Annotated in this window: 18 protein-coding genes and 1 tRNA gene; 4 read left to right on the top strand and 15 right to left on the bottom strand. The window is 71.3% G+C overall.

Features of this window, described 5'->3' with window-relative positions; all coding sequences use genetic code 11:
• Position 1: 1 nt before the first annotated feature.
• Complete coding sequence (locus tag MRBLWS13_RS05255; protein WP_349428994.1) at positions 2-727, bottom strand: ABC transporter ATP-binding protein; 726 nt, start codon at positions 725-727, stop codon at positions 2-4.
• A gap of 65 nt (positions 728-792) precedes the next feature.
• Positions 793-2265 (bottom strand): ABC transporter permease, encoded by a 1473-nt coding sequence (locus MRBLWS13_RS05260; RefSeq protein WP_349427974.1) that lies wholly within the window; start codon positions 2263-2265, stop codon positions 793-795.
• Positions 2266-2507: 242 nt separating this feature from the next.
• On the opposite strand from MRBLWS13_RS05260, the gene MRBLWS13_RS05265 reads away from it, so the two are divergent.
• On the top strand, positions 2508-3236 hold the full coding sequence (locus MRBLWS13_RS05265; RefSeq protein WP_308869607.1) for a response regulator transcription factor: 729 nt from the start codon (positions 2508-2510) through the stop codon (positions 3234-3236).
• A 200-nt stretch (positions 3237-3436) separates the two neighbouring features.
• On the top strand, positions 3437-4831 hold the full coding sequence (locus MRBLWS13_RS05270) for an ATP-binding protein (RefSeq protein WP_349428995.1): 1395 nt from the start codon (positions 3437-3439) through the stop codon (positions 4829-4831).
• 151 nt (positions 4832-4982) lie between these two features.
• On the opposite strand, the gene MRBLWS13_RS05275 is transcribed toward MRBLWS13_RS05270, so the two are convergent.
• From MRBLWS13_RS05275 to MRBLWS13_RS05310, 8 genes are all read right to left on the bottom strand, one after another.
• On the bottom strand, positions 4983-6545 hold the full coding sequence (locus tag MRBLWS13_RS05275) for a flavodoxin reductase (protein WP_349427975.1): 1563 nt from the start codon (positions 6543-6545) through the stop codon (positions 4983-4985).
• Positions 6546-6550: 5 nt separating this feature from the next.
• Positions 6551-7105 carry an MOSC domain-containing protein gene (locus tag MRBLWS13_RS05280; protein ID WP_349427976.1) on the bottom strand — a complete coding sequence of 185 codons (555 nt, stop codon included), beginning with the start codon at positions 7103-7105 and terminating at the stop codon, positions 6551-6553.
• On the bottom strand, positions 7102-8037 hold the full coding sequence (locus MRBLWS13_RS05285) for an FAD:protein FMN transferase (RefSeq protein WP_349427977.1): 936 nt from the start codon (positions 8035-8037) through the stop codon (positions 7102-7104). The genes MRBLWS13_RS05280 and MRBLWS13_RS05285 overlap by 4 nt, the downstream gene beginning before the upstream one ends.
• Positions 8038-8040: 3 nt before the next feature.
• Positions 8041-8499: an FMN-binding protein gene (locus MRBLWS13_RS05290; RefSeq protein ID WP_349427978.1), complete on the bottom strand. Its 459-nt coding sequence runs from the start codon at positions 8497-8499 to the stop codon at positions 8041-8043.
• 82 nt (positions 8500-8581) lie between these two features.
• Complete coding sequence (locus tag MRBLWS13_RS05295; RefSeq protein WP_349427979.1) at positions 8582-11398, bottom strand: HAD-IC family P-type ATPase; 2817 nt, start codon at positions 11396-11398, stop codon at positions 8582-8584.
• Positions 11399-11455: 57 nt separating this feature from the next.
• Positions 11456-12490, bottom strand: a complete 1035-nt coding sequence (locus MRBLWS13_RS05300) for a ribose-phosphate diphosphokinase (protein WP_349427980.1) — start codon at positions 12488-12490, stop codon at positions 11456-11458.
• Positions 12465-13934 carry a bifunctional UDP-N-acetylglucosamine diphosphorylase/glucosamine-1-phosphate N-acetyltransferase GlmU gene (glmU, locus tag MRBLWS13_RS05305; RefSeq protein ID WP_349427981.1) on the bottom strand — a complete coding sequence of 490 codons (1470 nt, stop codon included), beginning with the start codon at positions 13932-13934 and terminating at the stop codon, positions 12465-12467. Before glmU ends, MRBLWS13_RS05300 begins: the two co-directional genes overlap by 26 nt.
• Position 13935: 1 nt before the next feature.
• A tRNA-Gln gene (locus MRBLWS13_RS05310) sits at positions 13936-14007 on the bottom strand.
• Between the two features lie 97 nt (positions 14008-14104).
• Here MRBLWS13_RS05310 and MRBLWS13_RS05315 point away from each other — a divergent pair.
• Positions 14105-14608, top strand: a complete 504-nt coding sequence (locus MRBLWS13_RS05315) for a MarR family transcriptional regulator (protein WP_349427982.1) — start codon at positions 14105-14107, stop codon at positions 14606-14608.
• Between the two features lie 10 nt (positions 14609-14618).
• On the opposite strand, the gene MRBLWS13_RS05320 is transcribed toward MRBLWS13_RS05315, so the two are convergent.
• From MRBLWS13_RS05320 to MRBLWS13_RS05335, 4 genes are all read right to left on the bottom strand, one after another.
• Entirely contained in the window at positions 14619-16430 is a 1812-nt protein-coding gene (locus MRBLWS13_RS05320; protein ID WP_349427983.1) for an ABC-F family ATP-binding cassette domain-containing protein, read from the bottom strand.
• An 83-nt stretch (positions 16431-16513) separates the two neighbouring features.
• Positions 16514-17863, bottom strand: coding sequence for a GNAT family N-acetyltransferase (locus tag MRBLWS13_RS05325; protein ID WP_349427984.1), 1350 nt, complete (start codon positions 17861-17863; stop codon positions 16514-16516).
• Positions 17864-17928: 65 nt separating this feature from the next.
• Positions 17929-18852 (bottom strand): 4-(cytidine 5'-diphospho)-2-C-methyl-D-erythritol kinase, encoded by a 924-nt coding sequence (locus tag MRBLWS13_RS05330; protein ID WP_349427985.1) that lies wholly within the window; start codon positions 18850-18852, stop codon positions 17929-17931.
• Complete coding sequence (locus tag MRBLWS13_RS05335) at positions 18849-19916, bottom strand: aldo/keto reductase (protein ID WP_349427986.1); 1068 nt, start codon at positions 19914-19916, stop codon at positions 18849-18851. The genes MRBLWS13_RS05330 and MRBLWS13_RS05335 overlap by 4 nt, the downstream gene beginning before the upstream one ends.
• 192 nt (positions 19917-20108) lie before the next feature.
• On the opposite strand from MRBLWS13_RS05335, the gene MRBLWS13_RS05340 reads away from it, so the two are divergent.
• A complete protein-coding gene (locus tag MRBLWS13_RS05340; RefSeq protein ID WP_349427987.1) occupies positions 20109-21695 on the top strand; it encodes a stealth conserved region 3 domain-containing protein in 1587 nt (528 codons plus the stop codon).
• Here MRBLWS13_RS05340 and MRBLWS13_RS05345 read toward each other — a convergent pair.
• Complete coding sequence (locus MRBLWS13_RS05345) at positions 21643-22563, bottom strand: phosphodiesterase (RefSeq protein ID WP_349427988.1); 921 nt, start codon at positions 22561-22563, stop codon at positions 21643-21645. The genes MRBLWS13_RS05340 and MRBLWS13_RS05345 overlap by 53 nt on opposite strands.
• Positions 22564-22669: the final 106 nt, after the last annotated feature.

Here is a 22669-nt window from a genome sequence, read left to right on the forward strand (position 1 = left end):
GTCAGCGCGTGATGTCGCGCACCGTCCCCTTGTCGAGCCGCAGCCGGCGCCGCGCGCGGCGCGCGACGGCCGAGTCGTGCGTGACGACGATGAGCGTGAGCCCCTCGTCGTTGAGCGCCTGCAGCACCGAGAGGATCTCGTCGCGCATGCTCTCGTCGAGGTTGCCGGTGGGCTCGTCGGCGAGGAGCACGCGCGGGCGCTTGACGATCGCCCGCGCGATCGCGACCCGCTGCTGCTGACCTCCCGACAGCTCGCCGGGCCGGTGGTCCGCGCGCTCGGCCAGGCCGACGTGCGCGAGGGCCTCGGTGACCCGCGTGGCGCGCTCGTCCTGAGAGAGCCCCAGCGGCTCCAGCGCCATGTCGACGTTCTCATGCGCCGTGAGCGTCGGGATGAGGTTGAACCCCTGGAACACGAACCCGATCTCATGCGCGCGGATGCGGCCGAGCTCGCGGTTACTCGCGGTCGCGATGTCGATCTCGCCGAGATGCACGGAGCCGCTGCTCGGGCGGTCGAGCGCGCCCAGCAGCTGCAGCAGCGTCGATTTGCCGCCGCCGGTTGGCCCCTGGATCGTGACGAAGTCTCCCGCGTCGATCGTGAGGTCGACGCCGGCGAGTGCCTTCACGACGCGGCCCTTCTGGGTGTAGGTGCGGGTGACGCCCTCGAGCCGGTACTGCGCCGCGGCTGCGGCATCCGGAGCCGAGGCGGCCTCCGTGTCGATCATGGTCATGACGTGCTCTCCCTTCGTGGAGGTGGAATCGGGTGCGATGGGGATGGTGCCGGACACGGGATGCCTCAGCCCACGGATCGCAGGGCTTCGGCGGGGCTCAGCCGCGCAGCGCGCCAGCCGCCGAAGGCGCCGGCGACCAGTCCGCCGAGCACGGCGATGCCGACCGCCGCGACGACGACCCAGAGCGTGACCGGTGCCTGCAGCACGATGTCGGCGCCGGTCTGCTGCATGACGGCGTTCCCGAACGTGCCGGGGCCTCCGCCGGGCATCTGCGCGCCGTCGCCGCCGGGCCCGAAGCTCTGGGTCGAGGGCGCCGTCGAGATGGTCGGGGCGATGATATTGATGGCGAGGATGCCGGCGAAGCCGATCACGAGACCGACGACACCGCCGATGAGGCCCTGCACGACCGATTCGCCCGCCACCTGGCCGACGACGCGGCCGTTGGACCAGCCGATCGCCTTGAGCGTGCCGAACTCGCGCGTGCGGCGCGAGACGCCCGAGATCGTGAACAGCACCGCGAGGACGAGTGCGACGGCGAGCACGATGAGCGACAGCCACGTGCCGAGGCTCGTGATGAGCGACGACGCGCTCGAGAGCGACCCCGACACCGTCTTGGCGAGATCGGACTGCGAGCTCACGGTGGCGTCGGGCAGCTCCTCCTGGAGCGCTGTCTGCACCGACGAGATCGCGTCGGAGGACTCTGCCTGCACATACACCGTCGAGATCACGTCGCCTGCCCCCGAGAGCTCCTGGGCGACGTCGAGCGGGATGTAGGCGTTCGACGCGGTGTCGGCCTCGTCGGACGTCGAGGCCACGAGGCCGACGATCTCGAAGTCCTGGCCGCCGACGTCGATGGTGTCGCCGACTGCGAGGTCCGCGGTCGTGGCGTAGGTCGCATCGAGCACGGCGACGTACGCACCCTGGTCGGACGCCTCGAGGCCGCGTCCGTCGCTGAGCTCCACCGCGGAAAGCGGGCCCACGGCGTCGGCCGCCGGGTCGATGCCGAGCACGGTGAACGAGTCGACGCCGAACGAGCCGCCGCCGAAGCCGCCGCCCTCGCCCTCGGTCTGCTGCGGAGGCTGCGCCTGGGTCGCGTCGTCGCCTGAGCCGTCGGGCCGCTGCGGCAGCTCGCCCGAGAAGGTCATGTTCGTGAGGCTGAGGGCGGCGGATGCCGACTCCACGCCGTCGACGGCGGCCACCGTGTCGAGCGTCGTGGCGTCGAGGGTCGAACGCATCGGCTCGGTCACCAGCCGCGACTGGCTGAGCTCGGTCGTGCCGTCGTCGGCGGTCTCGCCGCCGTCCTCGCCGAAGTCGAACCGCGCGCCGCCCTGCCCGGGCTCGGCCTGGGCACCCGTGACGGTGAGGTCCGTGCCCACGCCGTACACCGACTCGAGCGCCTGCGCCTGCGCGGTGCTCACGCCGGCGGCGAGCGAGTTCACGATCATCACGAGCGCGATGGCGATCGCGAGGCCGGCGGCCACGATGATCGTTTGCTTCTTGCGGCCGGCCAGCTCCCGCCGCAGATAGGTCATGTACATGGGTCTCCTCCTGGCGGGCGGAATGCCGCCGTCGAGGAGACGCTACGAAGGGCCGTGATGCGCACCCCCAGCGGCGCCTATGGCGACCTTATGAACCGCGAGACCCCAGCAGCAGGACGAGACCGTGGGGTTTCCCCTCGGTCTCGTCCCGCCACTGGGGTCTCGCGGAGACGACCGGTTTTCACAGCCGGCGCATAGCGCGCGCCATAGGAACCACATAGGAACGCATCCACAATGGACGCATGACCAACCCCGCACCCGCCCTGCTGCGTCCCGACGGCTCGAACCTCCGCGTGCTCGTGGTGGACGACGAGCAGATGCTCACCGACCTGCTGTCGATGGCGCTGCGCATGGAGGGGTGGGAGGTGCGGACGGCCGGCTCGGGCTTCGAGGCGCTGCAGTCCGCACGCGAGTTCGAGCCCGACGCCATGGTGCTCGACATCATGATGCCCGACCTCGACGGCATGGCCGTGCTGCAGCGCCTGCGGCAGGCGGGCGACGACGTTCCGGTGCTGTTCCTCACCGCGAAGGATGCCGTGAGCGATCGCGTCGCCGGCCTCACCGCGGGCGGTGACGACTACGTCACGAAGCCGTTCAGCCTCGAGGAGGTCGTGGCGCGCCTGCGCGGCCTCATGCGCCGCGCCGGCACCGCTCACGCCGCGGGGGCGGAGCCGATCCTCCGCGTGGGCGACCTCACCCTGAACGAGGACAGCCACGAGGTCGAGCGCTCGGGCGAGGAGATCGAGCTCACCGCGACCGAGTTCGAGCTGCTCCGCTACCTCATGCGCAACCAGCGCCGCGTCGTGTCGAAGGCGCAGATCCTCGACCGCGTGTGGAACTACGACTTCGGCGGGCGCTCCAGCGTCGTCGAGCTCTACATCTCGTACCTGCGCAAGAAGATCGACGCCGGCCGCGAGCCGCTCATCCACACCGTCCGCGGCGTCGGCTACATGATCAAGGCGCCCCAGTGACCGACGGGACCGGGTCGGAGCACAGCGGGACGAAGCCGGGGACGGATGCCGCCGCGGTCGCCTCGGCATCCGTCGATGAATCCGCACCCCCCGCCGGGGCCGGCCCCGACTCCCCCGCCGACGAACGACTCCCCCGCCGCGCGCCGTGGACGCTGCAGCGCAAGCTCATCGTCACGGTCGTGGGCATCACGTCGTTCATCATGGTGCTGGTCGCTGTCGCGACCAGCGCGATCCTCGGCCAGGTGCTCGAAGAGGGACTCAGCAACGAGTTGCGATCGACGGCAGAACGCACGTCCGCCGTTGTGCGCCAGCCCATCGCGGCCGGTCTCAGCGCTGAGCAGATCCTCGAGCAGCAGCCGCAGCAGGCCGGTTTCCTCCTGGCGATCGAGACTCCGCCGTCGGCGCCCACTGCTGCGGTGACGGAGGCCGACGGGACGGTCACCAGCCTGACGGAAGACCAGATCGAACAACTCGCAGCTGGTCTGCGCAGCGAAGGCCCGCTGGTCGTCACCATCGACGATCTCGGAACCTTCCGCGTCGAAGGCCACGCCGTCGGCGCGCAATCCGTCGTGGTCGTCGGGTTGTCCCGCGATGACGTCGCCGCGACGATCACGCGCATGCTGACCACGATCGCGCTCCTCACTGTCGGCGGCCTGCTCCTCCTCGCCGTCGCCACCGCGTGGACCATCCGCGCGGGTCTGGCTCCGCTGCGCGCGGTCGCCGACACGGCGGCCCGCGTGTCGACGCAGCAACTCGACCAGGGCGAGGTGTCGATCGCTGAGCGCGTGCCCATACGGCAGGCCGACCCGCGCACCGAGGTCGGCCGTGTGGGCGAAGCGCTGAACACGCTCCTCGACCACGTGGACGAGTCGCTTTCCGCTCGCCAGCGCAACGAGGAGCGCATGCGCGCGTTCGTCGCGGACGCGAGCCACGAGCTGCGCACACCGCTCTCGTCGATCCGCGGCTACAGCGAGCTGTCGCTGAAGGCACTCAGTCGCGGGCAGGGTGCGGCGACCATCGAGACCACGGAAGCTTCGCTCGAGCGCATCCAGGCCCAGTCGCTGCGCATGACCTCGCTCGTCGAGGACCTGCTGCTGCTGGCGCGCCTCGACGAGGGCCAGGAGCTCGTCTACGGCACCGTCGATCTCACGCGCGTCGCGATCGACGCGGTCGGCGACGCGACACCCACCGGCCCCGATCACGAGTGGGTGCTCGAGGTCGGCGACGATCCCGTGCTCATCGCCGGCGACACCGGACGCCTGCACCAGGTCGCCGCGAATCTCCTCGCGAATGCGCGGACGCACACCCCGCCCGGGACGACGGTCACCGTGAGCGTCGTCCGCGAGGGCGACACCGCCGTCCTGCGGGTGCACGACAACGGCCCGGGCATCGATCCGTCGATCAAGGACGAGCTGTTCGAGCGCTTCGCGCGCGCCGACCGCTCGCGGGCGCGCCAGACCGGCGGCACCGGCCTCGGCCTCTCGATCGCCCGTGCCATCGTCGACGCCCACGGCGGCAGCATCCGTGTCGACAGCACGCCCGGCGACACGACGTTCGAGGTGCGCCTGCCCGCTCGCTCCGCCGGCCCGGCCTGACCCCCGCGCCGCCCTGTGCCGTCCTGCGCGTGCGACGACCCGCCGCCCCACGACGTCGAGACCTCATCTGACGGCCGAGACCGCGGGGTTCACCCGATGTCTCGGCCGTCAGATGAGGTCTCACGGCCACAGGCCGGGGCCGAGGGACGGCTCAGTAGCCGCTGAAGGCGTCCGTCGTGATCGAGCGGGCGCGCTCGAGCGCCGGCGCCAGATCGGCGATGAGCGCCGCCGGACCCGAGATGTACGCGTGACGCGACCCGATGTCGGGCACGACGCGCACGAGCCCGTCGGCTTCGAGGCGCACGCCCTGCGCCCACACCCAGTGGTCCGGCAGATCGGCCGGCCGGTCGCGGGTGAACAGGATGACGCGCGCACCTGATGCCGCGATCTCGTCGCGGTACGCCAGCTCCGAGGAATCCGACGCCACGTAGACCAGGACGATGTCGCGGTCGAGGGCAGCGGCCTGCGCGTGGCGCAGCTGCGACACGAACGGCGTGACACCGATGCCGGCCGCCACCATCAGGATCGGCGCCGCGTCGCGCTTGGGCAGCAGGAAGTCGCCCCAGACGCCGGTGATCGCGAGCGCGTCGCCGGGCTGAACCTCGGCGAGCGCCTTCTTGTACGAGCTCAGCGGCTTGGTGGTCTTGCCGTCCTTGAACGCCACCTTCAGCAGCGGCAGGTCCTCGGGCGCCGACGCGATGCTGAACTCGCGACGCGTGCCACGGGCGTCCGGGTGGCGGTGCGGCACCTCGAGCTCGAGGTACTGGCCCGGAAGGAACGCGAGCCGGTCATGCACGCGGAAGGTGAGCTCCTGCACGCTCGGCGTGGGCTCGGCGCGTGCGACGAGGGTGAGGCGCACGGCGGTGCGCACGGCGAACGCGAACGCCACGAGGTTGCCGACGAGGAGCGCCCGCTCCTGCCCCAGGGTGATGTCGCCGATCGGGATGGGCCACCCGGCCAGCACGCCGACCACCGTGGCGACGGTCAGCTGCTGCCAGCGGCGTGGCGGCAGCGTGAGCGGCTCGGACAGCATGAAAGCTCCGAGGAAGAGGAACGGCGACGACCAGAGGATCGGCCACAGCAGGTTGAGCACGTCGATCTCGACGCCCGCGGCCTGGTACTGCGCGGCGGTGCGGAAGACCGCGACCGCGACCGCGAACACCAGGAACACGGCGACGACCCGCAGCTTCTCGGTGCGCACCAGCACCGCGAGCCCGAGCAGGATGACGGGCGCGGCGAGCGCCGGCGTCCCCACCCACCAGGACGACGCGCCGAGATCGGGCCATGCCAGGCTCAGCAGCGTCAGCACCGTCGCGCCCACCGCCGCAGGGTTGAAGATGTGGCGTCCGCGCCACGCGAGCAGATACTTCGAGAGCGAGGCGACCGCGGCGGCGATCACGATCCCCAGCAGCCCCACGAGCTCGAGCGTCGGGCGCAGCACGAACAGCAGGATGTGCGCCGTGATGAGCGACGACTCGAGGCGCCACGGCAGGTTGAGCACGCGCTGGGCGGCGGCATCCACCCCCACGCACACCGCCGAGAGCACCGCGAGCGTCACGATCAGCTGCAGCGGATCGGGGCCGACGAGGCCGAAGAACGAGAGCAGCAGGGCCACGACGGCCAGCGTCGCGAGCGCGAGATACACCAGGCGGTACATCGACACGCGGCCGAGCACCGCGAAGGCGCGATTCCAGATGGCGGTGAGAGTGCCCATCCGGGTCACACCGGCTGCAGGGGCTCGTGGCCGCCTGCGGGCGGGATGACGCGAATGCCGTCGCCCGGGCGCACGACGCCGCCCTCGAGCACGACCGACATGACGCCCGCCAGGCGCACGGTGGCGCCCGTGTCGTCGAGGTGGACCAGCTCCTTCATCAGTCCCTCCGAGACGCCGTCGATCTGGACGCAGGGGTTGCGGAGGCCCGTGATCTCGATCACCGCGTCATCGCCCAGTGCGAGTCGCGTGCCGCGCGGCAGCCCGAGCAGGTCGATGCCGGCGGTGGTCACGTTCTCGCCCAGGGCGCCCGGGTGCACCTCGTGGCCGCGCTCGGCCATGTCGTCGAACAGCTCGGCGTGGATCAGGTGCACCTGGCGCAGGTTGGGCGTCGTGGGATCGCGCCGGACGCGGGACAGGTGCTGCACGGTGGTGCCGGCGTGGGCGTCGCCCTCGACGCCGATGCCGGCGATCAGGGTGATGCTCTCGCGCGTCGGCTTGCTGAAGCGATGCGCGTCGTCGCGGGCGACCGCGATGACGTGTCCGGAGAGGGGTTCGGTCACTGTTCCAGGCTATTCGGTCGCGAAGCCGGCGCGATCCCGAGTCCGACATCCGTTCGCACGAACAGCTCGGCGCGGCATCCCGGAGACCACTCGACGCGGCCGTCCGTCGTCATGCGCACCCATTCGACGCCCCACTCGTGGGCGAGGCGGGGGCCGCCGTTGAAGAACAGGGCCGTCGCGACGGCATCCGCGGCCATCGCATCGGCCGCCACGGCCCACGTCGCGGCGATCGTCCGCACCGGCTGCCCGGTGCGCGCGTCGAGCACGTGGTGCAGTGCGGTGCCCGTCGCCGAGGGCCACGCGCGCCGGTTGACGGCGGACGCGCAGAGCGCGGCATCCGTCACCTCCCACACGCCGATGGCACGACGCGGATCGAACGGGTGCTCGAGCCCGATGCGCTGCGGACGCCCCCGCACAGCCAGGTCGCCGCCGGCGTCGACCGTGATGTCGCCCGACTCGGTGCTCCTGAGGATGCCGAGGACCAGGTCCACGAGGCGGCCCTTCCCGAGGGCACCGACGTCGATCGTGGCCGGCTCGACGAGCGCGAGGCTCCCGTCGTGCCAGCTCAGCAGCTCCCGCCATCCGGCAGGCGCCGGCGTCGCCCCGCGATCACGCAGCGAGTAGGCGGCGTCGTAGCCGCGCGCGTCGAGGGATCCACCGACGAGCGGGTTGACGGCCCCCGCCGTCGCGTCCGAGAGGGCGGCGAGGGCGTCGAGCATCGGCACCGCATCCGCCGGCGCGGGGACGGCACCGGCCGTCCGCGCCAGCGCGCTCACGAGCGAGTCCGCCCGGAATCGCGACCACTCGCGGTCGAACTCGTCGATGCGCGAGGTCACCTCGTCGCGCGCCGCCGCCGGCAGGCCACGCTCGGTGACGATCTCCCATGTCGTGCCGATGGCGCCGAAGCGCCAGGAGTCCGGCGCGGTGTGCACGGCCTAGTTCGCCGCCTCGGACTTGATCGTCTCGATGGCCTCGTTGAACCCGCCGCTGGTGAGCGACGACCCCGCGACGCGACTGACCTGGATGTCGTCGATGTCCTGCCCGACGACGACATCGGCGATGCCGCCGATGAACTCGCCCTGGTACTGCTCCGACTCGCGCTTCTGCGGGTCGCCGGTCACCTCGACCGCCGTGATCACGTCGTCCTCGAGGGTCACCGTGACGGTGATCGTCTCGACCGATTCGGGCGTCGCGTACGAGCCGTCCGCCGTGTACGTGCCGTCGGCGTACGCGCCGCTCGAGCCGCTGTCGGTGCTGTCCGAGGTGTCGGTGGTCGCCGGTTCTTCGGCCTCCGAGGCCTCCGGCGCGCAGCCGGCGAGGAGCGCGATGCCGGCGACGGCGGTCAGCGCCGCTCCGGCGCGAACGGGGCGGGAAGCGAGTGCGGTGCGGATCATGACGGTCCTCCTGGCTCGTGTCGGGCTCGTGTCGTGCGAGCGGTGACGCGGAAGCGTCTGGAAAGGATCCTGCCAACCGCTCCTATGAGCCGCCTTTGAGGGTGTCCGGGGTCGTCGATGACGTGCCTCGTGCGCGCAGCACAGCCTTGAGCACCTCGACGGCGAGGAAGATGCCGATGGACACCACGATCGGGAGGATCCAGGATGCCGCGTCCAGCGGCCGCGAGTCGAACAGCACGTTCATGAACGGCACGTAGGTGTAGATCAACTGCAGCACGATGAGGGCGATCGCGGACCACCACACCACGCGGTTGCCCCGCAGCACGTCGAGGGTGAGGCTCGAGCGCCCGAGGAACCGGCAGTTGAGCAGATACGCGAGCTGTCCGAGCGCGAGCATGAGCACGGCCTCGGTGCGGGCCACCTCGATGTCGGCTCCGGTCGCGACGACGCCGTAGAAGACGCCCATCGCGGCGCCGCCGATGAGGAGCGACACGACCAGCACGAACCCGAGCTCGCGGCGATCGATGATCGGTCCGCCGGTGGCGCGCGGGGGGCGGCGCATGATGCCGCGCTCGGCCGGCTCGTACGCGAGCGCGAGCGAGAGTGTCACCGCGGTCACCATGTTGACCCACAGCACCTGCACGCTCGTGATCGGCAGCGCGAGCCCGAACACGACGGCGACGAGGATCACGAGCGACTGGGCTCCGTTGGTCGGCAGCAGGAACACGATCGACTTGCGCAGGTTGTCGTAGATGCGACGTCCCTCGGCGATCGCGCTGCGGATCGTCGCGAAGTTGTCGTCGGCCAGCACGAACTCGGCGGCCTCCTTGGTCGCCTCGGTGCCCTTGATGCCCATCGCGATGCCGACGTCGGCCCGCGTCAGCGCAGGAGCGTCGTTGACCCCGTCACCGGTCATCGCGACGACCTCGCCGTGCGACTGCAGCGCCCGCACGATGCGGATCTTGTGCTCGGGGCTCGTGCGCGCGTACACGTCGACGTCGCGCACGACCTCGCGCAGCTGCTCCTGAGTGAGCGCCTCGAGCTCCGCGCCCGTGAGCACCTCGGCGTCGGAGCCCGCGAGCCCCATCTCGTGCGCGATGGCGAGGGCGGTGCCGGCGTGGTCGCCCGTGATCATCTTCACGCGGATGCCGGCGGTGTGGCAGTCCGCGATCGCCTCGACGGCCTCCGGCCGGGGCGGGTCCACGATCCCCCAGAGGCCGATGAACTCGAGGTCGATGAGGTCGTCGAGCGCGAACTCGTCGGTCGTCGGTCGCACCGGCTTGCGCGCCGCCGCGAGCACGCGCAGGCCCTGCGAGCTCAGCGCCTCGATCGCCGCGTTCCAGCGCACCAGGTCGAGCGGCTCGGACCCGTCGGCGCCGCGCTGGGTGAGCGAGCGCTCGAGCAGGCGGTCGGGCGCGCCCTTGACGAGGATCGCCCGTGAGACCTCGCCGGCCGCACCCCCGGATCGGGCGCCCTCGTTGAGCGTCGCCATCAGCTTGTTGGCGGAGTCGAACGGGATGACTGCGACCCGGCGTCCGCCCGCGCTCCCGACACCGCCCTTCATCGCGACGACCTTGAGCGCACCCTCCGTCGGCTCTCCGACGAGACCCCACTCGCCGTCGTCGCCGCGGACGATGTGGGCGTCGTTGCAGAGCGTCGCGATCGCCAGGAGCGCCGCGAGATCGCCGCGGTCGGCAGGTACCCCCGCGTCCTCGGCAGCAGCGGCGTCGGGGCGCGAAGTCGCGCGAGCAGCCGCACCCGCGCGGACGATCTCGCCCTCGGGCACGTAGCCCAGCCCGGTGACGCTGTACTCGCCTAGCGGTGTGACGATGTGCCGCACGGTCATCTCGTTGCGGGTGAGCGTGCCCGTCTTGTCGGAGCACACCGTGGTCACCGAGCCGAGCGCCTCGACCGCGGGGAGCTTGCGCGTGATGGCGTTGTGGCGGGCCATCTGCTGCACGCCGATCGCGAGCGTGATGGTCACCAGCGCCGGCAGCCCCTCGGGGATCGCCGCGACGGCGAACCCGATGGCCGCCGAGATGAGCTCGGGGTACGGCATCCCGTGCAGGAAGCGCCCGATCATCATCATGATCGCCGCCATCGCCAGGATCACGACGGTGAGCACGCGGCCGAACCCGTCGAGCTGGCGGGTGAGCGGCGTGGCCAGCGACTCAGCCTCGTCGGCGAGGCTCTGGATGCGGCCGAGCTCGGTGTCGGATCCGGTGGCGGTGACGACGCCCCGGCCCTGCCCGGCGCTGACGATGGTGCCGGAGAACGCCATCGATCCGCGGTCGCCCACCCCCGCCTCCGGGACCGACGGGTCGGTGGTCTTCGACGACGGGACGGACTCCCCCGTGAGCGCGGCCTCATCGATGCGCAGCTGGAAGGCCTGGAGCAGCCGCAGGTCGGCGGGCACCTTGTCGCCGGGCATGAGCCGCACGACATCGCCCGGCACCAGGTCGGCGGCGGGCACCGTCACCCAGCCGTCGTCGCGGCGCGCACTGGCGTCGGCCGACAGCATGCCGCGGATGCCGGCGAGCGCCTTCTCGGCGCGCCCCTCCTGGATATAGCCGATCACCGCGTTGATGATCGCGACGACCATGATCACCCAGAAGTCGAGCCAGTCCCCCATGAGCGCCTTGATGACCGCGGCGCCCAGCAGGATGTAGATCAGGGTGTCGTTGAAGTGCGCCAGGAACCGCAGCACCGCCGGCTTGCGCGCAGGCTCGGGGAGGCGGTTGGGTCCGGCGATCTCCAGGCGCGCCGCCGCGTCGGCTGTGCGCAGTCCCCCGGCGTCGGCCTTGAGATGCGCCAGCACCTCGCCGGTGGCCAGCGCCCAGGGACGCGCCACGGTGAGGCGCGCTTCGGTCAACGGTGCGGAGCTCAGCGGCTGCGTCATGGATTCGTCATCCTTCCGTCGCCGCCGCGGAGTCGGGGGTCCGACCCTGTGCCGGCGTCAGGCCGCCCCGTCGAACATGCTGGTGACGGAGCCGTCCTCGAACACTTCGTGGATCGCGCGTGCGAGCAGCGGTGCGATTGGCAGAATCGTAAGGCTCGGGAACCGCTTCTCGTCGGGGATCGGCACCGTGTCGGTCACGACGACCTCGTCGATCGCCGGGCTCTGCAGGCGTTCGGCGGCGGGATCGCTGAAGATCGCGTGCGTCGCGGCGACGATGACCTTGGTCGCGCCGTTGGCCTTGAGCGCCTCGGCGGCCTTCACGATCGTGCCACCCGTGTCGATCATGTCGTCGACGAGCAGACAGACGCGTCCGTCGACCGCGCCGACGATCTCGTTGACGGTGACCTGGTTGGCGACGTTGGGGTCGCGGCGCTTGTGGATGATCGCCAGCGGAGCGCCCAGGCTGTCGGACCACTGGTCCGCCACGCGCACGCGTCCGGTGTCGGGTGAGACGACGGTGAGGCGGGCGCGGTCCGTCTCGCTGAGCGTGTTCTCGAAGTACTCCAGCAGCACGGGCTTGGCGAACAGGTGGTCCACGGGACCGTCGAAGAAGCCCTGGATCTGCGCGGCGTGCAGGTCGACGCTCATGACGCGGTCGGCGCCGGCGGTCTTGAACAGGTCGGCGACGAGGCGGGCGCTGATGGGCTCGCGGCCCCGGCCCTTCTTGTCCTGACGCGAGTACGGGAAGTACGGCGCGACGACGGTGATGCGCTTGGCCGACGCGCGCTTCGCGGCGTCGAGCATGATGAGGGTCTCCATCATCCACTCGTTGACCGGCGGCCCGAAGCTCTGGATGAGGAACAGGTCGCAGCCGCGGATCGAGACCTCGAACCGCGTCAGGATCTCACCCGACGCGAACGTGCGGTACTCGGTGGGGACGAGCTCCGTGCTCAGCTGCTCGGCGACCTGCGCCGCGAGCTCGGGGTGCGAGCTCCCGCGCGCGATGACGAGCCGCTTCTTCGTCTTGGCCACGAGGCCCGGGGCGATGTCATTCGCCCGGTCGAGTTCAACGGTCTTCTTCTTGCGCGCCATCGTCCGCCTTCTGTGCGCTGCGGGCCTTGGCGGCGACATCCGCCGCGTGAGTACCCGGTCTGTTCTTCTCGACCCACCCCTCGACGTTGCGCTGAGGGGCGACGCTGAGAGCGAGAGCACCGGCGGGCACATCCTTGCGGATGACCGCCCCCGCCCCCGTCTTCGCGCCGTCTCCGATCCTAACGGGCGCCACGAAGACGTTATGCGAGCCGGCGTGCACTTCGTCGCCGATCTCGGTGCGGTGCTTGGCCAGGTCGTCGTAGTTGGCGGTGATCGCGCCGGCGCCGAGGTTGACGCCGCGGCCGACCGTGGTGTCGCCGATGTACGACAGGTGCGGCACCTTGCTGCCCTCGCCGATGGTCGAGTTCTTCGTCTCGACGAAGGTGCCGATCTTGCCCTTGTCGCCCAGGTACGTGCCGGGGCGGACGTATGCGAACGGGCCGACGGTCGCGTGGGCGCCGATCACGGCGAGCGTCGCGTCGGCGCGCCGGACGGTGGCGCCCTCTCCGACCTCGCAGTCGACGAGGCTCGTGTCGGGTCCGACGATCGCGCCGGTGTCGATCACGGTGGCGCCGAGGATGTGCGTGTTGGGAAGCACCGTCACGTCGGGGGCGAGCTTCGCGTCGACGTCGATCCAGGTGGTCGCCGGGTCGAGGATCGTCGCCCCCTCGAGCTGCCAGCGGCGCACCGTGCGCGCGTTGAGCAGACGCCCGACCTCCGAGAGCTGGGCGCGGTCGTTCACGCCGTACGTGACCGTGACGTCGTCGACGACGGATGCCGCGACCCTGCCGCCGGCTCGCCGGACGAGCCCCGCGACGTCGGTGAGGTACTTCTCCGCCTGAGCGTTGTCGATGCCGATCGCCGGCAGGTGGGTGCGCAGCGCGTCGACGCGGAAGACGTACATGCCCGCGTTGATCTCGCGGACCGCGACCTCGGCGTCGTCGGCGTCCTTCTGCTCCACGATGCGGGCGACGTCTCCGTCGGCGTCGCGGATCACGCGTCCGTACCCGTTCGGGTCGTCGACGACGGCGGTCATGACGGTCACTTCCGCATCGGTCGTGCGGTGCGCCGCAAGGAACGCGGTCAGGGTCCCGGCATCTGCCAGCGGGCAGTCGCCCGAGAGCACGAGCACATCGCCGGCGAAGCCCTCGAGCTGGGCGAGCGCGACCTCGACGGCGCGGCCGGTGCCGGGGACCTCGTCCTGGTCGACGACCCGCGCCTCGGGTGCCAGGTCGGCGACCGCCGCGGCCACCTGGTCGCGCTCATGGCGCACGACGACGAGGGTGCGCGCCGGCGTCAGGGCGGCGGCGGAGGCGAGGACGTGCCCGACGAGGGGGCGACCGCCGATGCGGTGCAGCACCTTCGGCAGCGACGACTTCATGCGGGTGCCCTGTCCGGCGGCGAGGACGATGACGGCCAGAGCGTTGTCAGGGGTGTCGGTCATGCTCCGCCGCCAGGATTCGAACCTGAACCTCACAGCTCCAAAGGCTGTCGTGCTGCCGTTACACCACGGCGGAACGCGGCGACCAGGACTCCGGATGCCGCCCGTCAAGTCTGCCAGACCTCCTCCGGTCGCTGAGCCTGCGGAAGCACCGGCCCCGCGATAATGAGGGCATGACGGCGCAGAGCGACGAAGTGGACCGCATCGTCGAGGCCTGGACGACGCAGCGCCCCGACCTCGACTTCTCACCGCTCGGCGTGCTCTCGCGCGTCGACCGTCTCTCGCGGCACCTCGACCGCGCGCGGCGCGACGCCTTCCGTCGGAGCGAGCTCGAGCCCTGGGAGTGGGACGTGCTGTCCGCTCTCCGCCGCGCGGGAGAGCCGTTCCAGCTCAGTCCCAAGCAGCTGCTTCAGCAGACGCTCGTCTCGAGCGGCACGATGACCAACCGCATCGATCGCCTCGTCGGCCGACGGCTGGTGCGCCGCGAGTCCGATCCCGACGACGGCCGGAGCGTCCTGGTCACCTTGACAGACGAGGGGAAGATCCGGGTGGATGCCGCCATCACGCGTCTCGTCGACGCCGAGGCCCTGCTGCTCGACGCCCTCTCGCGCGGCGACCGGGACCGGCTCGCCGGGCTGCTGCGCAAGCTCAGCCTCGGCTTCGACGCCCACGACTAGATCGCCGAGGTCAGCCGATCTGCTCGGTGAGCTCGAACCAGCGCTCCTCGACGCCGTCGCGCTTCTTCTCGAGTTCGCCGATGCGCGCCATCTCCGCTCCGAGGCCCACATAGTCCGCCTGGTCGTGGTCGGCGAGCGCGACGCGGGCGGCACCGATCTGCGACTCGAGCTTCTCGAGCCGACGCTCGAGCGCAGATACCTCCTTCTGCGCGGCGCGCAGGTCGGCGCCCGACAGCGAGGGGGACGTAGACGCGGGGCCTGCGGCATCCGTTGCGGCGCCGCGTTTCGTGTCGTCGCGCTCGCTCAGTGCCCGGGCGCGCAGCCGCAGGTACTCGTCGACGCCTCCCGGGAGGTGGCGCAGATGGCCGTCGAGGATCGCGTACTGCTGGTCGGTGACGCGCTCGATGAAGTACCGGTCGTGCGACACGACGAGGAGCGTGCCCGGCCAGGAGTCGAGCAGATCCTCGATGGCGGCCAGCATGTCGGTGTCGAGGTCGTTCGTGGGCTCGTCGAGGATGAGCACGTTCGGCTGCTCGAGCAGGATCAGCAGCAGCTGCAGCCGCCGCTTCTGACCGCCGGACAGGTCCTTCACCGGCGTCGAGAGCTGCGCGCTCTGGAAGCCCATGCTCTCGAGCAGCTGGCCGGGAGTGAGCTCCTGCGCCTTGGAGCCGGCGCCGAACGTGTAGGTCGTGCGCAGGCGAGAGATGACGACGCGCACCGGATCGTTGAGATGCTCCTCGAGTTCGTCGAGGCGCTGCGTGAGCGTGGCGACCTTCACCGTCTTGCCGCGTTTGACACGCCCCGACGTGGGCTCGACATCGCCCGACACCAGGCCCAGCAGGGTCGACTTGCCGGCGCCGTTGACGCCGAGGATCCCAATGCGCTCGCCGGGCGCGATCCGCCACTCGACCGGATGCAGCACCTCGCGGCCGTCGTAGGCGACGGCCGCGTCGAGGAGGTCGACGACATCCTTGCCGAGGCGCGAGACGGCGAGGGAGCGCAGCTCGGTCGCGTCGCGGATCTCCGGCACGTCGGCGATGAGGACGTTGGCGGCGTCGATGCGGAACTTCGGCTTGGACGTGCGGGCCGGAGCGCCGCGGCGCAGCCACGCGAGCTCTTTGCGAGCCAGGTTCTGGCGCCGCTGCTCGATCACCGCCGACTGGCGGTCGCGCTCCACGCGCTGCAGGATGTACGCCGCATAGCCGCCCTCGAACGGCTCGACGATTCGGTCGTGCACCTCCCACGTGGTGTTGCACACCTCGTCGAGGAACCAGCGATCGTGGGTCACGACCAGGAGCCCGCCCTGATTCGCCGGCCATCGGCCCTTGATGTGCGCGGCGAGCCACGAGATGGCCTCGACGTCGAGGTGGTTGGTGGGCTCGTCGAGGAAGAGCACGTCGTGGTCACCCACGAGCAGCGTCGCGAGCGAGACGCGCCGCCGCTGGCCGCCCGACAGGCCCGCCACGGGTCCGTCCCAGGGCAGGTCGCCGAGCAGCCCGGCGATCACGTCGCGCGCGCGGGCGTCGCCGGCCCACTCGTGGTCGGGGCGATCGCCGACGACCGTCTGGCGCACCGTGAGCGTGTCGTCCAGCGTGTCCGCCTGGTCGAGCACGCCGACGCGCACGCCGCCGCGCACCGTCACCCGGCCGCCGTCGGGCTCGAGCCGGCCGGCCAGCATCGCCAGCAGGCTCGACTTGCCGTCGCCGTTGCGGCCGACGACGCCGATGCGGTCGCCCTCGTCGATGCCGAGCGAGACCCGGTCGAAGACGACCTTCGTCGGGAACTCCAGGTGCAGGGCCTCGGCCCCCAGAAGATGTGCCATGTCCCCTCCAGGCTAGGCGAGGTGCGGGGCCCGGCCGCGCGCCGGGCGTCCAGGAGTCCGGGTCAGTGGGCGTTCTGGCGGGGTCAGTACCAGATGCTCAGCCGGGGCGCAGTGTGCCAGCCCAGCACGCGAGCAGCGGCCACGGCATCCGTCGTCTTCACACGTCCCGCCGCGGCGAGCGTCGCCGGCGAAACGGCTCCGAGGTAGGTGGCCGACAGCTCCGTGATGCCGAGCGCGACCGCCACCGCTCCGTCGGGCGACTCGCCGTCGGCGAGCGTCGTCACCCGTCCGACGCCGTCAGCGTCGACCTGGAGCAGATATCGCCCGCTCGAGAGCCCGATCGGGTCTGACACGTCGAGCACGAGCGTTCCCGCCGCGCCGTAGCGACGGGTCTCGAGGCATGCGACCACGTCGATGATCCGCACGTACTGGTGATCGCGGATCGCGACCTTCGCCGCACGCTGATCGGCGATCATCCACAGCAGCGGCTCGTCGATCGACAGCTCGCCCGCGTGGACCTCGGCCACCAGGTCCAGCTCCAGCAGGAACCGCCACAGCGCGGCATACGCGTCGTCCGTCTCGGCCAGGAGGTAGTGGACGGTGACCGTCGCCTTGGTGAAGTCGTCGTGGTTCTCGCGCACGGCGTACACCGCGGCGCCTCGCACCTCGCCCTCGGCATCCGTGTACTGCACGGCGCGCTTCTCGCCCGCCTTCTCCGCGGCTGGACTCGTGCCGGCGAACCCGTCCCAGTGACCACCGGGAACGTCGATCTCGCCCGGGAAGCGGTGGCGCACACGCTCGTGCAGCGACGGCAGCAGTTCCCGCACGCGCTCGCGGGTGACGAAGTCGATGCGCCCGGCGGGCTGCGGGCCGATCCACGCGGCGCGCTTGGTCTCGATCCGCCACGACGCGCTCGCAGCGGCGGGGGCGAATCCGTAGCGGCCGTAGAGCGGTGACTCGCTCACCGTGAGCATCGCCATCGGGATGCCGGCGCCGTGAGCGGCCCGCAGCTCCCCCTCGAGCATGGACCGGGCGACGCCGCGCCGACGGTGGGTGGGCGCCACCGTCACAGCCGAGATCGCGCACGACGGGATCGCCGCGCCGCCGGGCACGGTGAGCTCGCCGAGCCAGGACGCGATGGTCGCGACCGGCGCATCGGCCATCGGTCCGGCGGGGTCGTAGACCCCCGTGAGCCGTCGGTAGCCGCTGCGGTCGCGCGTGGCCGCAACCTGCTCGTCGGTGCGTTCGCCGTCCTGGAAGCCCCGCACCACGCTCTGCAGCCAGCCGACGAACCCGTCGCCGTCGACCTCGAGCCGGCGGTAGTCGAGGCCGTTCGCGGCGAGGCGTGCGCGAGACTGCTCGTCGACGGGTCCGGCCCGGAAGGCCGCGCGGTCGGACTCGTCGGCACCGCGCGTGCGATCAAGCGTGTTCATGGGATCTTCCTCTCCACACCCGCAGAGGCGGGCTCAGGTCGGCGTGCGGGACTCAGGCCGGGGGTCTAGGTGACCACACGCGCACCGGCCACAGGGCCGTGCACGTGAAGCGCCTCGTACCCCGCGGCCGACAGCGTGATCTGCAGTTCGAGTGCGGACTCCGGATCGACGGCCAGGAATGCCAGGGTAGGGCCGGACCCCGACACCAGCCCCGCGAGCGCTCCGGACTCCTCGCCCAGTTCGAGCACCTCCCGCAGCTGCGGGAGCAGCGAGAGCGCCGCGATCTGCAGGTCGTTGCGGGTGTGTTCGGCGAGGGCGACCGGATCGCCGGCGCGCAGCGCCTGCAGCACCGCCGGATCCACGGCCGGCGCACCGGTCGCCGCGATGTCGGGGCGCGCGCGCAGCTCGTCGAGGTGCGCGTACACCTCGGGGGTCGACAGGCCCGCGTTCGACGGCACCAGCACCCAGTCGAACCGGCCCTTCGCGAGGGCAGGGCTGAGCTGGTCGCCGCGGCCGGTTCCGATCGCCGTTCCTCCCATGATGGCGAAGGGAACGTCGGCGCCCAGCCGGGACGCCAGCTTGTGCAGTTCGGCGCTGCCGAGCTCGGCCCCCCACAGCGCGTCGCAGGCGACGAGGGCGGCTGCGGCATCCGCGGATCCGCCGCCCATGCCGCCGGCGACGGGCACGTGCTTGACGATGTCGAGGTGCACGCCGCCGGAGTACCCGATGCGCTGAGCCACGAGCCGCGCCGCGCGCACCGCGAGGTTGCGGTCGTCGGCCGGCACGCCCGACACGTCGACCGTGCCTGAGATCGCCACGGTGAACTCGTCGGACGACGAGGCCCACACGTCCTCGTAGAGCGAGACCGCCTGGTACGCCGACGCGACGTCGTGGTAGCCGTCGTCGTGCACGCCGCCGACCTCGAAGAAGAGGTTCAGCTTGCCCGGCGCCCGCACCCGGACGCCGTCGGGGGCGAGGGCCTGCGTCACCGGTTCGCCGATTCCGCCCAGAGGTCCACGTCGATGCCGTCCGACAGCGCGTCGATGCGCTCGAGCTCCTCGGTGTCGAACGCCGGACCCTCGAGCGCCTTGAGGTTCTCGTCGAGCTGCGCCGGACGCGATGCGCCGATCAGCGCGGATGCGACCACGGGGTCGCGCAGCACCCACTGGATCGCCATCTGCGCGAGCGTCTGCCCGCGCTCCTTCGCGATGACGTCGAGCGAGCGGAGGGTGGTGAGGCCCTTCTCGCTGAGCGAGCCGCCCGGAAGCGACGCGCGCTGCTGCGCGCGCTCGGCGGAACCGTCGCCGAGGTACTTGTCGGTGAGCAGGCCCTGGGCGAGCGGAGTGAACGCGATCGCGCCCATGCCCTCCTGCGTCAGGACGCCCGTCAGGCCGTCTTCGACCCAGCGGTTGAGGATCGAGTACGACGGCTGGTGGATGACCAGCGGGGTGCCGAGCGAGCGGGCCACGGATGCCGCCACCGCCGTCCGCTCGGCGCTGTACGACGAGATGCCCACGTAGAGGGCCTTCCCCTGACGCACCAGCGTGTCGAGCGCCCCCACGGTTTCTTCGACCGGCACGTCGGGGTCGACGCGGTGCGAGTAGAAGATGTCGACGTAGTCGACGTTCATGCGCCGCAGGGACTGCTCCGCGCTGGCCAGCAGGTACTTGCGCGCGCCGCCGTTCCCGTAGGGCCCGTGCCACATGTCGTAGCCGGCCTTCGACGAGATGATGAGCTCGTCGCGGTACGGGGCGAAGTCCTCGCGCATCATGCGACCGAAGTTCGTCTCGGCGCTGCCGTACGGCGGACCGTAGTTGTTGGCCAGATCGAAGTGGGTGATGCCGCGATCGAAGGCGTGGCGCAGCAGCGCCCGCTGGTTGTCGAACGGGATGTTGTCGCCGAAGTTCCACCACAGGCCGAGAGAGACGGGCGGAAGGGTGAGGCCCGACGTGCCGACGCGGCGGTATTCCGCGAGATCGTAGCGGTCGTGGGCGGCGGCGTAGGGGCGGTGGAGGTCGCCTCCACGGGACAGGTAGCGCGCGTCTTCGGTCACCGGTCCAGGCTATCGGCGCGGCGTCCGGTGCGCAGGTGACAGCCGCCGGCGTGTACTCCCCCGGGTGTCTTCGAGCAGGGCACACGCAGTGCCGGCATGTCAAGGGATGCAAGAGGAAACGTCTTCGTAACGGATGATGCCTAGGGTGACCACACCGGACGGCGACACGTCGTCGCCAGCGAAGGAGGAAATATGGCCGCACTCTCGGCTCTGCCGCAGCCCGCCCGTACGTGGACGGGACTGCTGGAGCGCGCGGATATCGCCGTCGACCGCGGCATCCTGCATCTCGTGCACGACGATGTCACGCCGGTCGAGGCCCGCACGTCGGATCTGCTGCTCGTCGCCGGCGCCCTGGAGGCGGCCGGCATCACCGTGACGCTGATCCGCCACGATCGCGCGGTCCCCGCGCTGGCGATCGACCTCGCCGATCGCGACGCCGCCCTGGCTGCGCTCGACGGCCTCTGCGAGACGGAGCCGCTGTACCTCAAGGCGAAGGGGCGTCCGCCGGTGCTCGCCTCAGACGCCCAGCCCCTCGCCGCGGCACCGACGGCCGTGCGCGTCTACCGTCCCCGGATCAGCCGCAACGGCACCCTTCGCTACACCGCCGCGCTCGGCGCCCACCTCGAGCTCTGGCGCTTCACCGACGACCTCGTCGAGGCGCCGCGCGACAACGCACTCACCCGCAAGCTCACGCCCGCCGACGACCTCGCGTACACGACCGTCGAGCGCTACGGGCGCTCCTGGCGAACGATCGACGGCATGTTCGATCCGCAGCCCCACGAGTTCACCGAGGAGGTCGACCTCGTCTTCTCGTGGGTGGACGGCTCATCGAGCGCGTTCCAGCGCATGCGCGCCGCCCAGATGGCCGAGTACGTCGTCGGCGACGGCGACGACAGCCCCGCGCGCTTCCGGCACGTGGACGAGCTGCGCTACGCGCTGCGCAGCGTCCACATGTACGCGCCCTGGGTGCGGCGGATCTTCATCGCGACCGACTCGCCCGCGCCGTCGTGGCTGCTCGACCACCCGAAGGTGACGATCGTCCGCAGCGAGGAGTTCTTCGCCGACCCGTCGGTGCTGCCGACCCACAACTCGCACGCCGTCGAGGCGCAGCTGCACCGGATCCCGGGACTGGCCGAGCACTTCCTGTACTCGAACGACGACATGTTCTTCGGGCGCCTGCTGGAGCCGGAGCTCTTCTTCACGCCCGCGGGGGTGACGAAGTTCGTCGAGTGCGAGGTGCGGATCGGGGCCGGTGCCCCGGCGCCGCACCGCAGCGGACACGACAACGGACTCCGCGTCAACCGCGCCCTCCTCGGCGAGCGGTTCGGGCGCACCATCGTGCGCGACCTCGACCACTGCGCGACGCCGCTGCGCAAGAGCGTGATGGCCGAGCTCGAGGAGGCCTTCCCCGACGACTTCGCCCGGACGGCGGCATCCCGCTTCCGCTCGGCCACCGATATCTCGGTCACGAACAGCCTCTACCACTACTACGCGCTCATGACCGGGCGCGCCGTCGCCACGCGCGAGCCGCGCGTGCGCTACGCGCAGACCACGATGGCGTCGGGTCTTCGCCGCATGCAGCGCCTGGCCGAGCGCACTGATGTCGACATGTTCTGCCTCAACGACGGCGGCAACGCCGAGGTCCCCGAGGATGTGCGCGTGCGGAGCCTGCGGGATGCGCTGGAGCGCATGTTCCCGGTGCGGGCGCCGTGGGAGCGCGCTGAGCTCAGCGCAGCAGAGGAATCGGCTCGGTCGGCGCATCCCTCGGCGCGGCGCTGAGGGGCGCGACGTCGGCCAGGCGCAGCCGGCGCTGCGCCTCGTCGGCGTCGATGTACTCGAGGGTGCGCGGCGCGTCGACGGGCACGACCGAGTGCACGACGGTGTCGTCGTAGACGTGGACGAGATTGAACGCCTGCGCGCCGTCCTGCGGCCGGGTGCCGCCGACGGGGACCGTCAGGTCCTGCGCGTAGCAGGTGGATGACGCCACCGACACGGGGATGCCGGCGAAGGTCGCGAAGGTCGAGTAGTGCAGATGGCCGGCGATGACGGCGCGGACGTCGCTGCCGCGCAGCACCGCCGCCAGGCGCGCCTGGTCGCGCAGCTCGACGCTCGCCGCGAGCGGCAGCACCGCCGGAACGGGAGGGTGGTGCATGGCGAGGATCGTGCCGAGCGGCGCCGGCGTGGCCAGCACGTCGGCGAGCCACGCGAGCTGCTCGTCGCGCAGTTCGCCGTGGTGGTGCCCGGGGACGCTCGTATCGAGGGTGACGACGCGGAGGCCGTCGAGCTCGTCGACGCGGTCGACGGGGCGGAGATCCGATGCCTCGCCGAGCAGCTCGGCGCGGAATGCCGCACGATCGTCGTGGTTGCCCATCACCCACAGCACCCGTGCGCCGATGCGCGCGGCGAACGGCTCGACGAGGGCGCGGAGGTCGGCGTAGGCGCCGCGCTCCCCCAGGTCGACGAGGTCGCCCGTGAAGACGACCGCGTCGGGTCGGATGCCCGAGTCCTCGATGACACCCAGCGCGCGGGCCAGCTGGGCCGCACCGTCCAGGGCGTCGAACAGGCGTGGCGTCGACGCCGCGCGCAGGTGGGTGTCGCTGATGTGCAGCAAGATGCGTTCAGGGGCCGGATATTCGGCGGGTCGCATGTCGATTCACTCCGGTCCGCCGCGAGGCGAGCTGCCCGTGGAACGGGACGGCGGACGCAGAAATGTTACCGGCATGTTTCGGGCCGTCCGGTCACCACACGGTGAA

The sequence above is a fragment of the Microbacterium sp. LWS13-1.2 genome, from assembly GCF_040144835.1.
Taxonomy (GTDB): Bacteria; Actinomycetota; Actinomycetes; order Actinomycetales; family Microbacteriaceae; genus Microbacterium.

Excerpts from the sequence above, each read along its gene's own strand:
- glmU (WP_349427981.1), bottom strand. The coding sequence starts at position 13,934 with ATGACCGACACCCCTGACAACGCTCTGGCCGTCATCGTCCTCGCCGCC.
- MRBLWS13_RS05320 (WP_349427983.1), bottom strand. The coding sequence starts at position 16,430 with ATGGCACATCTTCTGGGGGCCGAGGCCCTGCACCTGGAGTTCCCGACG.
- MRBLWS13_RS05265 (WP_308869607.1), top strand. The coding sequence starts at position 2,508 with ATGACCAACCCCGCACCCGCCCTGCTGCGTCCCGACGGCTCGAACCTC.
- MRBLWS13_RS05300 (WP_349427980.1), bottom strand. The coding sequence starts at position 12,490 with ATGGCGCGCAAGAAGAAGACCGTTGAACTCGACCGGGCGAATGACATC.
- MRBLWS13_RS05315 (WP_349427982.1), top strand. The coding sequence starts at position 14,105 with ATGACGGCGCAGAGCGACGAAGTGGACCGCATCGTCGAGGCCTGGACG.
- MRBLWS13_RS05325 (WP_349427984.1), bottom strand. The coding sequence starts at position 17,863 with ATGAACACGCTTGATCGCACGCGCGGTGCCGACGAGTCCGACCGCGCG.
- MRBLWS13_RS05290 (WP_349427978.1), bottom strand. The coding sequence starts at position 8,499 with ATGATCCGCACCGCACTCGCTTCCCGCCCCGTTCGCGCCGGAGCGGCG.
- MRBLWS13_RS05275 (WP_349427975.1), bottom strand. The coding sequence starts at position 6,545 with ATGGGCACTCTCACCGCCATCTGGAATCGCGCCTTCGCGGTGCTCGGC.
- MRBLWS13_RS05270 (WP_349428995.1), top strand. The coding sequence starts at position 3,437 with ATGGTGCTGGTCGCTGTCGCGACCAGCGCGATCCTCGGCCAGGTGCTC.
- MRBLWS13_RS05340 (WP_349427987.1), top strand. The coding sequence starts at position 20,109 with ATGGCCGCACTCTCGGCTCTGCCGCAGCCCGCCCGTACGTGGACGGGA.
- MRBLWS13_RS05345 (WP_349427988.1), bottom strand. The coding sequence starts at position 22,563 with ATGCGACCCGCCGAATATCCGGCCCCTGAACGCATCTTGCTGCACATC.
- MRBLWS13_RS05295 (WP_349427979.1), bottom strand. The coding sequence starts at position 11,398 with ATGACGCAGCCGCTGAGCTCCGCACCGTTGACCGAAGCGCGCCTCACC.
- MRBLWS13_RS05260 (WP_349427974.1), bottom strand. The coding sequence starts at position 2,265 with ATGTACATGACCTATCTGCGGCGGGAGCTGGCCGGCCGCAAGAAGCAA.
- MRBLWS13_RS05255 (WP_349428994.1), bottom strand. The coding sequence starts at position 727 with ATGACCATGATCGACACGGAGGCCGCCTCGGCTCCGGATGCCGCAGCC.